The sequence below is a fragment of the Nostoc sp. NMS2 genome, assembly GCF_017115105.1.
In the GTDB taxonomy this organism is placed as follows: domain Bacteria; phylum Cyanobacteriota; class Cyanobacteriia; order Cyanobacteriales; family Nostocaceae; genus Nostoc.
Genome location: NZ_JABXKH010000088.1, coordinates 1 through 13,678, shown reverse-complemented (window position 1 = coordinate 13,678; position 13,678 = coordinate 1). Strand labels below are relative to the sequence as shown.

At 40.7% G+C, this 13,678-nt stretch carries 12 protein-coding genes and 3 pseudogenes; 11 read left to right on the top strand and 4 right to left on the bottom strand.

The features are described from left to right. The first annotated feature begins 224 nt into the window (after nucleotides 1-224). The 11 genes and pseudogenes from HWQ36_RS16430 (at nucleotide 225) to HWQ36_RS16380 (ending at nucleotide 9,415) form a co-directional block, all read left to right on the top strand. Nucleotides 225-2,012: an NAD(P)/FAD-dependent oxidoreductase gene (locus HWQ36_RS16430; protein ID WP_292704737.1), complete on the top strand. Its 1,788-nt coding sequence runs from the start codon at nucleotides 225-227 to the stop codon at nucleotides 2,010-2,012. Between the two features lie 332 nt (nucleotides 2,013-2,344). Further along, complete coding sequence (locus HWQ36_RS16425) at nucleotides 2,345-2,869, top strand: DUF302 domain-containing protein (RefSeq protein WP_292704735.1); 525 nt, start codon at nucleotides 2,345-2,347, stop codon at nucleotides 2,867-2,869. Nucleotides 2,870-3,150: 281 nt separating this feature from the next. Next, entirely contained in the window at nucleotides 3,151-3,702 is a 552-nt protein-coding gene (locus HWQ36_RS16420) for a group 1 truncated hemoglobin (RefSeq protein WP_292704733.1), read from the top strand. A 285-nt stretch (nucleotides 3,703-3,987) separates the two neighbouring features. Beyond that, nucleotides 3,988-4,785, top strand: coding sequence for a nitrate ABC transporter permease (ntrB, locus tag HWQ36_RS16415; RefSeq protein ID WP_292704731.1), 798 nt, complete (start codon nucleotides 3,988-3,990; stop codon nucleotides 4,783-4,785). Nucleotides 4,786-4,836: 51 nt separating this feature from the next. Beyond that, a complete protein-coding gene (locus HWQ36_RS16410) occupies nucleotides 4,837-5,646 on the top strand; it encodes a nitrate ABC transporter ATP-binding protein (RefSeq protein ID WP_292704729.1) in 810 nt (269 codons plus the stop codon). A 148-nt stretch (nucleotides 5,647-5,794) separates the two neighbouring features. Next, a complete protein-coding gene (locus HWQ36_RS16405) occupies nucleotides 5,795-7,102 on the top strand; it encodes a CmpA/NrtA family ABC transporter substrate-binding protein (RefSeq protein ID WP_292704727.1) in 1,308 nt (435 codons plus the stop codon). A 78-nt stretch (nucleotides 7,103-7,180) separates the two neighbouring features. After that, complete coding sequence (nrtS, locus tag HWQ36_RS16400; protein ID WP_366829142.1) at nucleotides 7,181-7,414, top strand: nitrate/nitrite transporter NrtS; 234 nt, start codon at nucleotides 7,181-7,183, stop codon at nucleotides 7,412-7,414. Between the two features lie 34 nt (nucleotides 7,415-7,448). Next, nucleotides 7,449-7,601: pseudogene (locus HWQ36_RS16395) on the top strand (IS4 family transposase); the annotation flags it as partial. Between the two features lie 202 nt (nucleotides 7,602-7,803). Next, nucleotides 7,804-8,758 (top strand): IS630 family transposase gene (locus HWQ36_RS16390; RefSeq protein WP_292704725.1). Its coding sequence is split into 2 segments (ribosomal slippage): nucleotides 7,804-8,147 and nucleotides 8,146-8,758, totalling 957 coding nucleotides; the frame shifts between segments, so codons are not numbered across the junction. Nucleotides 8,759-8,785: 27 nt separating this feature from the next. Further along, nucleotides 8,786-9,124 (top strand): transposase family protein, encoded by a 339-nt coding sequence (locus HWQ36_RS16385; RefSeq protein ID WP_292704723.1) that lies wholly within the window; start codon nucleotides 8,786-8,788, stop codon nucleotides 9,122-9,124. Between the two features lie 87 nt (nucleotides 9,125-9,211). Further along, complete coding sequence (locus tag HWQ36_RS16380; RefSeq protein ID WP_292704721.1) at nucleotides 9,212-9,415, top strand: hypothetical protein; 204 nt, start codon at nucleotides 9,212-9,214, stop codon at nucleotides 9,413-9,415. Nucleotides 9,416-9,536: 121 nt separating this feature from the next. Here the strand turns inward: HWQ36_RS16380 and HWQ36_RS16375 are convergent. The 4 genes and pseudogenes from HWQ36_RS16375 to HWQ36_RS16360 all read right to left on the bottom strand — a co-directional run. Next, nucleotides 9,537-9,975, bottom strand: a pseudogene (locus HWQ36_RS16375) (transposase); the annotation flags it as partial. A 153-nt stretch (nucleotides 9,976-10,128) separates the two neighbouring features. Beyond that, the gene (locus HWQ36_RS16370) at nucleotides 10,129-11,127 is read right to left on the bottom strand and encodes a reverse transcriptase domain-containing protein (protein ID WP_292704739.1); all 999 of its coding nucleotides are present in this window, start codon (nucleotides 11,125-11,127) and stop codon (nucleotides 10,129-10,131) included. A gap of 115 nt (nucleotides 11,128-11,242) precedes the next feature. Beyond that, entirely contained in the window at nucleotides 11,243-12,673 is a 1,431-nt protein-coding gene (locus tag HWQ36_RS16365) for a reverse transcriptase domain-containing protein (protein ID WP_292704719.1), read from the bottom strand. A gap of 790 nt (nucleotides 12,674-13,463) precedes the next feature. Beyond that, nucleotides 13,464-13,678 (bottom strand): annotated as a pseudogene (locus HWQ36_RS16360) (reverse transcriptase N-terminal domain-containing protein); the annotation flags it as partial.

Below are 13,678 nucleotides of genomic sequence, written 5' to 3'. Positions count from 1 at the left end.
GCCTTCTGCCTTAAAGCGCGTAACCTTTCATCATCACCAAAAGCTGACAAGAACCGGAATTAGTTGCTAATGCGGCAGAGAGTACAGACTTACTTTCGGAAAAACTATCGAATATTGGCGCAACACCAGTTGAGTCTCTATGGCGGAACTATCGAGCATATCTCATCTGTAATTAGATTTTTGATTTAAGAATTCTCAACTTTTGAGCTAGCAAGACAACACCAATGAAAACTATTGACCAAACACTTGAATACGATGTCGTAATTATGGGAGCAGGGTATGCAGGTGTCTGCCAAGCTCGTCATTTATTGCTCAAAATCCCCAATATCCTAATTGCCATAGTTGATCCACGTTCCGAAAATCCATCTAAACTAGACCACAGACCAGGTGAATCAACCTTGGAAGCGGCGTCTATGTTTCTCTTTAGCGAGTTAGGTCTCCATGATTATCTACTGGAACAGCATACCCATAAAGCAGGCCTTAACTGGCATTGGCCAAAAGATGTAGAAAAAACAGAATCATTGGATGACTATTACAACATCTGGGTTAACCGACAACTAACAATTCCATCTTTTCATTTGAATCGCTTGAAGTTTGATCTAGATGTGCTAGAGATGAACAAGCAGATGGGAGCGCATTTCTATAATGGTCGTGTTGTTGATGTAGACTTAACTCCAGGAGATGAACTCAATACTGTTGAGGTTAAACTCCACAATGATTATATACAGTTAAAATCAAAACACTTAATTGATGCAGCAGGTCGCAAGTTTATCATTGGGCGTAAAACTGATAACCTCTTATTGAATCCGAAAGAGCTACCTGTTAATATTAAACCAAGTTCGGGGTGGGTGTTAGTCAAGAATGTAGACCGCACTATTTTTGACAACAGTGTGTATTCCACAGAGTCCTTGGAAAGTCGTTACTATGCTACCAATCATTGGATGGGAAAAGGTCACTGGTTATGGATGATTCCCGTTGACACCCAAACAAAAGAGTTATCAGTTGGACTGATTCATCATCCAGACGTTATTCCATCTGAATTGGTCAACACGAAAGAAAAGTTTTATGCCTTCCTCAAAGCCAACCATAATATACTTTACCAACTCCTCAAGAGTGGTGAGCATGTTGAATTTAATTACTGGCCTAAGATCGCTCATACAAGTAAAAAGCTGTTTTCTGCTGACAATTGGTATGTCATAGGAGATGCAGCCAGCAACTTTGACGCGCTCTACAGCACTGGAACAACAATGTCTTGCATAGCGATTGAGTCTGTAACTGAGATTATTCGTGCCAAGCTGGGAAATGAAAAAGATGCTGAAAAGAAACGCGAGGCTTACCATCGTTTTAATCTTGCCCTTGCTCGCTTTCTGAACCTTGCTGTTAGCAGTCAGGAAAAGCAAGTTGGTAACGCCAGTATCATGAGTTGGCGGCTCTATGGGAACTATATGGTGTGGTTTAACACATTACTACCAATATATGTTGGTAAGTGGCACTTAGACTTACTGTTTTCTCGTCTGGCTCTGATATTTTTCAAAATTAATAGTAGTTTTTGGGTAGATACTTTCAAACAGCTGAGTTATTTGGCTGAACGCAGGACAAACATCGGATTTATGGATCAGCTGCGAGCCGATCAGTTAATCAGGGGTTATCATCCAGATAAATTCTTTGATAATTTTCTGGAAAATGCGAAATTAGAGCCTGGGAAACTTAATGTTTTTGCAGGACTCAGAGCCTACTGTTTTTATATAGTAATTTGGTTTATCATGTTGCAATGGAAGGGATTTGGTCTAATAGGCTTGCTAAGACCCCGCAACATTTTCCAAATTGTACGTCTGCTGTTGACAGGGGTAGTAATGGCGATCGCAGAATTAATGCACAAACTGAAGCTAATTGGTCAGCCCTCAAATAGTATCGTTGCTAATAGACGCGAAGAGTTCAAGAGTTATCGGTATCAATCAAGGCTACAGAATTGGGTTGATACAAGTGAGATTACAGTCGCTCGGAATAATTAACGCTAAAAAGAGCGTAGGCAAAGCCCGCCGTACTCCTACGGGGAAGCAAGCTATGCGTAGCGTCTCCAAGAGTTGGCATCGCCTGGCATAAAATGTGACCGATAGTGGACAAATCTTGGCTTTTGAGGAAATATGCGAAGCCTTGGTATAGAAAGCAAGTGGCACACACTTCGGCAAAATTTGTATTCGCTTTTAACTGGAGGAGTATAGACGCAACGAAAAAATACAAAAATGTCCGCTTTTAGATGAAAGGGCAAAGATAAGTTTTTCACTGCAAGTATGCAACGCCGATTAATTCAAAATTCTCTACTAAGAAAATTCAGGAGAAATGTATGACAACTGCTGATGTAAAAATTTCAGATGAGCGTGTGCAGACTATTAATTATACAGTTACACGCGTGATTGTCTCCTCAGACAAGCCATTTCAAGAAGTGATCGATGCGATCGAGTCTGTAGTTGGTGACGGGAAGTACAGCGTCTTTGAAGAACTTGTTGCGGCAAAAGCTCCCTTTGAGCAGGTTAAAAATGTCGTTGAATCAATGTTAGGTCAAAGTGGTTTCATGAAAATGGGCATGTTTGATTTGGGTGCGCTTTTATCCCTCATGGGTAAACCCAAGAATGTCAAACTCTACCTAATTGGCAACCCACTAATAGCAAACCAGATGATTGAACAAAATCCTGCGGTTGGTCTTTACGTTCCACCAAGATTGCTGGTGTATGAAGATTATGACGGTAAGACTCATATCGCTTACGACAAACCATCGTCGATGTTATCTCAATTCGACAACGGATTTATTTTGAAAGTCTCGCAAATGCTCGATCAGCGTTTTCAAGAAGCTGCTGTAGGCATTGCATAACTTATTCTTTTGATTTGAAGCCGTCTATCCACTGATATTTAAGCGATCGCTCTCACCTTTAACGCATATTCAGCTAGTTTTTGGCTGTGGCGATCGCTTTTTTTTCGCGCCACTTGCGGGCGTTAGCGAAGCGGGACAAAGTCCGATTGTGAATATGCAACTTTTTTCACAAAATACAATTTGCTCCATCAATTAAAATCTAATGAATTAACATTTTTAGCCAGAGGATATAAAGTCACAAAACTCATTCACCATCCAACTTAAAGAGAGGAGTTTTCACAATGAAAATACAAAGTGTATTTACAAAGGCTTTCTGGTTAATATTTGTTTGTATCACAGTTATGGTTCTGACTATTTTCAGATTAAGTCCTAGTTTGGCTCGTCCCACGACAGCACCACCAGCACAACTATCAGCAGCAAAAGTCACTATAGCTGAGTATGATCCACAAAGTTCAGAAACAAGGTATCTCTACAGGAGATTAGGAGGCTACAACGCGATCGCTACTATCGTTGACGATATGACACAATTCGCATTGCAAGACCCAGCAATCAATCAATATTGGTCTCACTTGAGTACCGACTCAAGACAGAAGTTCCGTCAGGGAGTGGTAAATCAATTCTGTCAAGTGACGGGTGGCCCTTGTATTTATACAGGACAGACTATGAAGGTTGTTCATAGTGGAATGCATGGAGGGATCACGAACAATGAATTTAATGCTTTTGTGAATGCTATAGTGCTAGCCCTGAATAAACACAATGTTAAATTAAAAGAAACATCAGAAGTACTGGCATTTGTCAACAGTCTTAGAAAGGAAATTGTCGAAAAGTTCTAAAGTGAAGCATGGTAAAAGATAGATCGAAGTCACTTCTTTTGATTTTAAAAAAGGCAGAGGGCAGAAAAAGTTACAAACATCAACCCTCGTGAGTGAAAGCTCCCCTGCTTTTTTACTTGAAGCTGTCTACCCACTGATATTTAAGCGATCGCAACAGCCAAAAGCTAGCTGAATAATGATTTTAGTCTTCAGTTTAGGTTGAAGGTGAGAGCGATCGCTTTTCTCTCTGCTTGCGTTCAAAGTAGCTCAATATGCAATCACTTTTAGGTGAGAGGATTACCCCAAATGTTTATCAACACTAAAAATTTGATTTTCCACAAGCAGGTTAAGCACATTTTTCCACCTGTTTTTGGGATTACAATTCTGTTAATTGGATGGCATCTACTCAGCTTAAATGCTGGAACATCGCTGCCTTCTCCTTTGAAGGTGATAACTGAGAACTGGGACTTGATTAGAGACCCCTTTTTCAATAAGGGAGGCAATAATAAAGGCTTCTTCTGGCTGATTCTTGCTAGCATTGAAAGAGTGGCTTTTGGTTACTCATTAGCTATAATAGTAGGCATTTCTGTTGGTTTTATCATTAGTCTGAACAAATTTAGCAGAGAAGCGATCGACCCGATCATTCAGCTATTGCGTCCGGTTGCCCCTCTTGCTTGGCTACCTCTGGCTCAGGCTATTTTCCTCAAACCCGATCCCTCTGCCATCTTTGTCATCTTTATCACGGCAATTTGGCCGATTATCCTGAATACTGCTTTGGGTGTGCAGCTGATTCCTAGAGATTACAGCAACGTCTCCAAGATTTTAGGACTCACAATTTTTGAGAACTTTTTTAAAATCCTACTACCTGCTACACTTCCCTACATTTTTACAGGATTAAGGATTGCACTCGGTCTATCTTGGTTAGCCGTTGTTGCAGCAGAGATGTTGCTTTCTTACGACGGAATTGGCTTTTTTATCATAGATGCATACAACAACTCAAACATTAGTGAAATCATCTTAGCAATTATTTACTTGGGTGGGGTTGGTCTAATTTTAGACAAAATAATGGCTTATATATCCTTCAAAATAACTCCACAAGAATAACCTACTTGCAGAAAAAACTTCCAAGCTTGAGCACATAAGAGGAATATAAATATGTCTAGTTTTGTTGAAATTCAAGGGATCGAAAAGGAATTTAAACTGTCGGATGGTAGCAAAAATATTGTCCTCCAAGACATCAATCTGAAAATCATGCCAGGAGATTTTGTTTCTCTCATCGGTCATTCTGGTTGTGGTAAGTCTACTTTACTGAATATTGTGGCTGGATTAGAAAAAGCAACACAAGGCTATGTGCAAGTTGATGGTCAATTAGTACGCAGACCTGGTTCTGATCGGATGATGGTGTTTCAGAACTATTCCCTCTTACCTTGGTTAACCGCTTGGGAAAATGTTGCTTTAGCTGTTAATAAGGTAATGCACTATAAATCCAAGAAAGAACGCCATCAGCTAATTGCTCATTCTCTAGAAATGGTGGGGTTGAAAGATGCCATTCGCAAAAAACCAACACAACTATCTGGGGGAATGAAGCAACGAGTGGCCCTGGCACGAGCCTTAGCGATTAAGCCCAAGCTACTACTTTTGGATGAACCGTTTGGAGCTTTAGATGCTCTAACTCGTAGTTCCCTACAAACTGAGTTGATGCATATTTGTAATACAAACGATATCACTGCAATGATGGTTACTCATGATGTAGATGAGGCACTATTGCTCTCTAATCGCGTGGTGATGTTAAAAAACGGCCCTGGTGCAACCATCGATCAAGTTTTGGAAGTGCCTTTTGTATATCCTCGGTTTCCGACGGAGATTATGGATAGCACTAAATATCATGCACTCCGGCATGAAATGATGCAATTTCTGTACAGACAGCAGCAAGTTAAATATATAGAAAGCCAAGTTGCAGTTTAGACCTGTTACATAACCTTGGCTCAGTTTTTAGTGTAGACATTCATAAGGGCGCTATAGATGCATAGCAGTGAGCCGTGCGATCGCATTTGCTCTAAGATAACGCTCAAAAAGAACCCACCAAAGTATATATCTTTCAAGAGATATCAATATGACAAAGCTTTCCAGACGCAAATTTTTAGCAACGACAGGTGCAGCAGCACTACTGACTCAAACCATCACCCATCGTGCCACTTCTGGCTCCACTCTTAACCAGTTGAGTTCAGGTGTGTATGCTAGTGCTAGTGATACTCCCGAGGTTAAAACCGCTACATTGGGCTTCGTTGCTGTGAGTAGCTGCTCTCCTTTAATCATCGCCAAAGCTAAAGGCTTTTTTGCTAAGTATGGTATGCCTGATGTCCAGGTAAATAAGCAGCCTTCTTGGGCTGTTATCCGTGACAAACTAATGTTAGGTTCCGCCAATGGTGGCTTGGATGGTGCCCATTTACTCTTTCCCATGACATACCTGATGGCTACGGGAGAGATTACCTATGGTCGTAAAATCCCGATGTACATCCTGGCTCGGATGAATGTGAATGGACAAGGGATTTCACTTGCCAATGTCTATAAAAAGTTAAACCTTGGTTTGGACAGCTTTGCTCTCAAATCAGCTTTGGCTAACAAAGCGTTGACTGGAGAAATCTCCCGCTTTGCTATTCCCTATCGACGGGTAACAGGAGATTTTTTCATGCGCTGGTGGCTAGCTTACGGTGGTATCGATCCAGAAAAGGACGTATCGCTGACTGTTGTCCCACCGCCGCAAATGGTAGCTAATATGCGCGGTGGGACGATGGATGGTTTTTGTGTGGTCGATCCTTGGCATCATCGTTTGATTAAACAAAAGCTTGGTTACTCGACTGTGACTAGCGGGGAGTTGTGGAACAATCACCCTGAAAAAGCCTTCTCCATGCGTGGTGATTGGGTGGATAAGCATCCCAAGGCGGCTAAGGCAATGCTGGCTGCTGTCTTAGAAGCTCAGATGTGGTGCGATCGCCCTGAAAATAAGGAGGAAATGTTTCAGATTCTCTCACAGCGCCAGTGGATGGGAGTCAAAAGTGATTTACTTCGCGATCGCTTACTAGGCAAATTTGATTATGGAAACGGCCGCGTCGTGGAAAATAGTCCTCATGCGATTAAGTTTTGGCGCGAAAATGCTTCCTACCCTTACAAAAGCCATGATCTGTGGTTTTTGATTGAAGATATGCGATGGGGGTATCGTTCCCCAGAATTTCAGACTAAACCTTTAATTGAGGCTGTAAATCGGGAAGATTTGTGGCGAGAAGCCGCAAAATTGATCGGTCAGGAGAAAGCGATTCCACCAAGTACATCACGAGGTGTAGAGAAGTTTTTTAATGGTTTGGAATTTGATCCTGAAAATCCTCAAGCTTATTTAAATGCTCCTATACTTAGAAAAGTTTAATGAGTTATTCACAATACAACAACATTATTGTGAATATCTTCCAGTGCTGCTAATTACTACTTCAAGGAAAGTTACAGAATGATGCATAGGAACATTCTAAGACAATACATATCGAGCTTATTTGATCGTCAATTAATGCCAACTGCTTTTAAAGTAGCGCTATTTATAGGATCTCTCCTGTTCACAATCAATCATGGTTGGGCACTTTTGACTGGTCACATGACATCTGAGCGTTGGATTTCTGGAAGTTTGACTTATTTTGTTCCTTATATGGTCAGTATTCACGGTCAATACATTGGTAGAAAAGGATAGGTATAGTTTTGTCAAGAAGACCTATTTATTGATAATATTACCTAAATTTTACCAAACACATCTCAAAAGTCAACTGAGTCTTGCAGAATATCTCTTACTGCAAATTTTGATTAATGTGCTGCAATCGATTAAAAAAGTCAGTTTAGAAGCTCTGGCGAATGCTTTACCAGTTCCAATTGAATTTGAAAAGACTTATCCTTAATATAAATAACATGAGATAATAAAAAGCTGAAGTAGAAATTATGTGGAAAGAATATGACAAGTCTTTTGGCAAGAATTGAATCGCATCCTCATGAAGCTAAACGCCTAATTGGAATTAGTTATAGCGTTTCCCGGTCTAATGAAGTACACTTAATCAAATAAAGCTGTGCATCCTCTTCAGGGTAAAAATGAAAGCATATTCCCTCGACTTACGTCGAAAAATACTTGATACATATAAGACAGGTGGAATATCACAACGTCAGTTAGCAAAAAGATTTTGTGTAACTTTAGGTTTTATTGAGAAATTACTTAAACAATATAGAGAAACAGGAAGTATCGCGCCTAAAATTAGGACGAAACAAACTCCACCGAAGCTAAACGAACAACAACTTAATGTTCTTTTTGAAATAGTAGAAGCTCACAATGATGCCACCTTGAAAGAAATTCGTGAGCAACTTCAAGAAAAAGCGGGAATCACGATTGGTATTTCTACAGTAGATAGAATGTTACAAAAAATGGAAATCAGCTTAAAAAAAAACATTATATGCCTCAGAAAAAGAGACTGAAAGAGTTCAATTATTAAGAATACAGTTCTGGCTACAAATTCCGGGAATACCGACTGAGAAGCTTATATTCCTTGACGAAGCAGGAGCTAATATATCTTTGATAAGACACTCTGCTCGCGCCCAAAAAGGTAAAAGAGCGCACAGTTCTCGACCTCAAAAACGTAGTAAAAATGTCTCAATAATTGGTGCAATTGGTCTCAAGGGCGTGATTAGCCAATACAGCATTTTAGGTGCAACTGATGGTCTGACATTTGAGGCTTATATTTCTCAAAAATTAGTTCCGAAACTTGAGGAAGGTGATTATGTAATCAGGGATAATTGCTCAATTCATAAAGGTGGAGAGATTGAGGAATTAATTAAGGCTGCTGGAGCTAAGTTGATTTATTTACCACCATATTCTCCTGATTTTTCACCAATTGAAAATTGTTGGTCAAAGGTTAAGAACATACTACGTTCTATTGGTGCTAGAAGTTATCCAGATTTAGCAAAGGCGATTGAAACTGCTTTTAACAAAGTCTCTTTAAATGATATTTATAATTGGTTTACCCACTGTTGTTACTGTACTTCACTAGACTGAGAAACGCTATATGACCAGTTTTTAACATTGGTTGCATTGGCAGAGCAAAGGCATATAAAAAAACAGGCAGAAATTGAAAAAAAGAAAATTCGGATTATCGCTTCTGGAGGCGGGCGTAAACCAGAGATGTCACCCAAAGAAGGAATATGCTTATGTCTAGTTTACCTGAGACAAAAACCAATTTTTGAGATTTTAGGGTTGCTGTTTGATGTTTCCAAAACTAAAGCAGGGCAAACGCAATCACGACCAATCTTAAAAACCAACGAGAAAATCAGCATTTCTCGTTTGATTTGTTTTCCAAGACCAAAGCGATGTCTACGACGAGCTACGCCTACGCCAAAATCTTTGTCAATAAGCAGCAATTAATGCGACTAATTTTAGCTTATTGATAATCAAAGAGTCTTGTTGACATAATGCGTTTGCCCTGCCCCGTCAGCTAACCAAATAATTACAATGATTAGATTAATTGAGAAGCAAATTCAAACATGGTGTGAGAACAACGGTTGGACAGACTATTTTATCCACGATGGGGAATTTTATGCCTTCCCCCCAGAAGCTGTTATTCCTGTACCTATACCAATGCAATTAATTAAGGGGGCTAAACTCTACAATATCTTCAGGTATCTATGGGTGCTTTTGCTGTGTATGAGTGGTTGAGGTAAGCAGAGCTATGAGCAATGACTTGAGGGACATTTGCTCGTTTCCATTGTGTCCCAGAAATCTTGTTCGACGATCAATCTATTTAGAGGGTGTTTGAAAAGTTTTAGGGGGTCAAAAATTAAGCCAGTCGCCTCACCATAATACGGATCATGGCAAGGTAGATAAAAGTCTCAGATGTTTCGGGCAATAACTCAACGTCTGCTGACTAATCGCCGACAGCCCATCAACCAACCGTAAGTGCGCTCCACTACTCAACGTTTTTTGAGTAAGACAAAGCCCTTGGTTTGTTCCGATCGCAGAACTACCTGCACAATCCAACGCAAAAAATCCATGACCCATTGCATGAAAAGCTCACCGTCAAAACCCCCATCTACCCAGATAGTTGTTAAACGAGATGCCTGCTGTGGAAACTGTTTCACTCGGTTGAGAACTTTTTTTCCCCCTTCTCGCTCACCCACACTGGCAGATGTTACCAATACCCGCAAGACTAACCCCAAGGTATCCACCGTCATAAATCTTTTGCGTCCCTTAATTTTTTTGCCTGCATCATAGCCTACTGTGATGGTTGAGTCGATGGGGGATATTATTCCCCGCACCTCTCAGTTAATTAGAGTCGATGCTCCTGTTACCAGGAGACACCTCTCCTTCAGAACGCGGACGTGCAGCTTTGACTGCATCCGGCTCCTAGTCTGACACCTAATAAGTCGGGTCTATCCCGCTGTTCGGACTCTCACCCGACCATGAATGGTCTGATGCTGGTGACATTCTCGGTGCAGGACTTCCAAATTTAACGGTTTCCAATTATCATGGTTGCCGTCAATGTGGTGTAATTCCGCAATATCACCTGAAATGAACGATAGATTACAGTCTGTACATTTGTAATTCTGTTTCTTGAGAAGTCGTGCCGTTATACCATCGTAGTTAGCATTCTCGCGTTTAGACCAATAAACAAAGTCGCCATCATAGGGTGATTTATCTCCTTTGACAATGACAAACTTGCAAGCTGACCAACTGACCGAAGGAATTGCTCTTTTTATAACCTTATTGGTTTCATAACGGTTGTATCTTCCTTGTTTCCGAATGAATTTCCATAACCAGTAGCGCAGTGCCCATAGGTCATGTTGACTCATATCGCAGAATCTGTGGTAATTTCTCCACCCTCTTATCATCGAACCACATTTGTTGATGCGATGCTCTAGAGTGAAACGACTATCTTTCATCACTTCTTTAACTTTTGTCTTAATGCTATCTGTAGCTTTTTGACTTGGTGTTGAAATGAATTTACCATTGGGTTTAACTGCGAAGTTCCACCCAAGGAAGTCGAAACCATCTGTACTATGTGCAACTTTGGTTTTGGCTTCTTTGACTTTTAATCCTCTTGTTTCCAAGAAGTTATCAATGTATTCTCGGAGGAGTTTGGAGTCATCTCCTGGTTTCAGAATAAACACAACGTCATCCGCATAACGAAATCCATTAATAGTGTCTATATATCTTCCGCTATTTCTGATTTTTAATCTGACCTCATGACCTACATTTTCTAATCCGTGAAGGACTAGATTTGCTAGTAATGGGCTAATAACTCCCCCTTGGGGCGTACCAGATTCTGACGAAGGGAATTCTCCCCTAACTCCGGCTTTTATTGCCCGAAAGACTCCTTGTTTTGCTGCCTTTGGTAGTTGGACAGATTGCATCAAAAATTTGTGGTCAATCTTGTCGAAAGTGGGTAGCTAGCTAGCGAGGTTTCCAAGCCTTGGCTCTTTTTCTAACTAGCCCCCTCCGAACCGTGCTTACGAGTTTCCAGGTACACGGCTCTCCAGTACTCTGTTATCTCGATACTCGTTGAGATATTGGTTTACCAGCGTGTATTGCATCATGGCATTGAGGGCAAACCATGAGAGTTTTCCTTCTACGTGCGGACATAATTTGCATCCATTGCGGTTTTTCTTTCTTGCCTTTGATTTTGAGGTCTTTAAGGGCATGAATATGGTGAACTTCAATATCACCTGTTGCCCCGCAAATCTCACATTCCGAAGCAAGAAGCCGTTTAATCAGTTCATTTCTGAACGCGGGTTTTCGCACTCGTGGCAAATCTTCTATGGTTGCTTTTAGGTTGCGTTTTAATTGTATGCCCCCGAAACGAGTTACCAAGGGTTTCTTACCTTCTACTGGGACGGTTATTTCAACACATTTTCTCCTTCCTTGTGGAAGTTTTACCGTCTTCTGGTACTTGGCGCAGATTTTGGCTACGCTAGTTTTGTGTTTACAGGCAAGGGTTTTCATTAACGAACTCCACATAATCCATTGGAGTTTACGGAGCCATGCAATGTTTTGAGCAAGGCTGTAGAATTGTACGTAGCCTCTGAGTTCTGATTGGTAAATGTTAATGATAGTAAAATCATCGTCATTTATTAGCTCAGGACGATGAATGGGTTTGCCATTCCTCATATAAAGAGCGCATTTTCCTTCTACAAAACTTGCAGGGATTCTTAGTGCAGTGATTCCATTAAGTGAGCGTTTACCATTGGTATGCTTATTGTCGGAATATTGAACTAAGATTTCGTAACCTAAGAAGTTCGCTGCTTCATTTCTGGCATTAGTAATTAAGGTCTTTTCTGCTGACATTTCTAACTGAAGATTGTCGGCTAGGAATGTCTTTAGTTTTTCCTTAATTTCTTTTGCTTCTTGAAGTGAACCAATGAAACCAAGTAGAAAATCATCAGCATAGCGGACGTAATTTAGCCTTCTGTATCCTGGGTCACGGACATCTTTAGAGGGCATTTTCTGGTATTTAATCTCCAGTTGACGCGCTTTATCGAATTGTCCATTTTTCCTGTAATACCAAGCAAGTTTTACGAGCCTTGAATACTCTCGATTTTCTGCCCGACATTTACCTCGTGTATATTCTGGAATGACTGTCTGTTCGACAAAATTATCTAGCTTATCAAGGTAAATATTTGCGAGTATGGGTGATACAATCGACCCTTGTGGCGTTCCACTCAGTGTAGAATGGTATCTCCATTGCTCACAGTAACCTGCCGTTAATAAGGTTTCAATCAATCTCAAAAATCGATTATCTTGGATTTTCTCACGGAGAATTGACATTAAGATTTTCTGATCTATATTGTCAAAACAACCACGGATATCTCCTTCAATAAACCATTTAGGATTGAAAAGTTGCCTGTAGACATCATCCAGAGGTAAACCACGATTCCCTCTGTCTCGAATTACACTTAAAACCGTTTCGGCGTTTCGCATCTCGCGTACCTCCCGATACAAGTGTGAAGAATACCTGTTCTCCTTTGCCATGTGAGCGGCTTTCCCGCTCTCGGACTACTATGAGAACTCTGTAACCATAGGGGTCGCCCCCCGTAGGTCATCCCGCGCTTTATTAACTCGATACGTAGTAGTGTGATTTAGGTGTCCCATTCATTCGTTAAGCCATCTCATCGCTGGCTGACTCCGTTTGAAGAAGTTGTGTGGTTCAAATGTTTAAAACTACACACAAACGATTATTCCTGTTAGGCGTTGTAGGAATAGGCAATCGAATATACCGTCAGAATTAGGCTTCAGGTAGTTTAACCTTCACCCTGTCACACAAGTCTTGCCGGACTCTAGTTTTTTAACGCCTTCTCTCTATTTCCGGCTTTACCAACATCCGGTTGTTCCTTTTGTCTTTCGACTCTAGGTAAGTTGGTTGACTTAGAGATGTTCTTCTTAATCTCTCCCAATTTGATTGGGGATACCGCGTTAACTGTCACGGCGCACGCACTTCTCGATGTCGAGTTCTATCACTCTTTTTTCTATTCCGTTGCTGTTTGAGTGTAGGTTGTTGAAAATATGCCGTTGTGCATCGTGGGCAGAGCGCCATAGGTGTCAAGTTAAGCTCAAACTTCCTATGTCAATAAGCATTTATGCTGAAAAATTTGGTTTGAAAGGGACAAAAAACGAACTTTTTCAGGGACTATTAATGCTTTGTTTATTAGCATCACTCCCAGCTTACGTATAAAAGTCAAAAAAAGTTCACCTTTATACTTCGTTCCTAACAGCGTTCTTCAAATGAGAGGGATTTCTTACCATCAATACCAGCCGTCTTTTTACCAGCGTTTAGCTGAGATACTTGTCTTATTGCAAGAAATCGAGCAGAGGTTGATTTTAGAATAAGCTTTTGGAGTAACCGAGCTTTCCGCTTGTCTCCAACTTGAACAGCTTTGTACACGCGCTTTTGAAGGCGGAAAAGATTTCGGCGGAATTTCTTCCACG

Coding starts and splice junctions, on each gene's coding strand:
- HWQ36_RS16430 (WP_292704737.1), top strand. CDS start 225: ATGAAAACTATTGACCAAACACTTGAATACGATGTCGTAATTATGGGA.
- HWQ36_RS16425 (WP_292704735.1), top strand. CDS start 2,345: ATGACAACTGCTGATGTAAAAATTTCAGATGAGCGTGTGCAGACTATT.
- HWQ36_RS16420 (WP_292704733.1), top strand. CDS start 3,151: ATGAAAATACAAAGTGTATTTACAAAGGCTTTCTGGTTAATATTTGTT.
- ntrB (WP_292704731.1), top strand. CDS start 3,988: ATGTTTATCAACACTAAAAATTTGATTTTCCACAAGCAGGTTAAGCAC.
- HWQ36_RS16410 (WP_292704729.1), top strand. CDS start 4,837: ATGTCTAGTTTTGTTGAAATTCAAGGGATCGAAAAGGAATTTAAACTG.
- HWQ36_RS16405 (WP_292704727.1), top strand. CDS start 5,795: ATGACAAAGCTTTCCAGACGCAAATTTTTAGCAACGACAGGTGCAGCA.
- nrtS (WP_366829142.1), top strand. CDS start 7,181: ATGATGCATAGGAACATTCTAAGACAATACATATCGAGCTTATTTGAT.
- HWQ36_RS16380 (WP_292704721.1), top strand. CDS start 9,212: ATGATTAGATTAATTGAGAAGCAAATTCAAACATGGTGTGAGAACAAC.
- HWQ36_RS16365 (WP_292704719.1), bottom strand. CDS start 12,673: ATGCGAAACGCCGAAACGGTTTTAAGTGTAATTCGAGACAGAGGGAAT.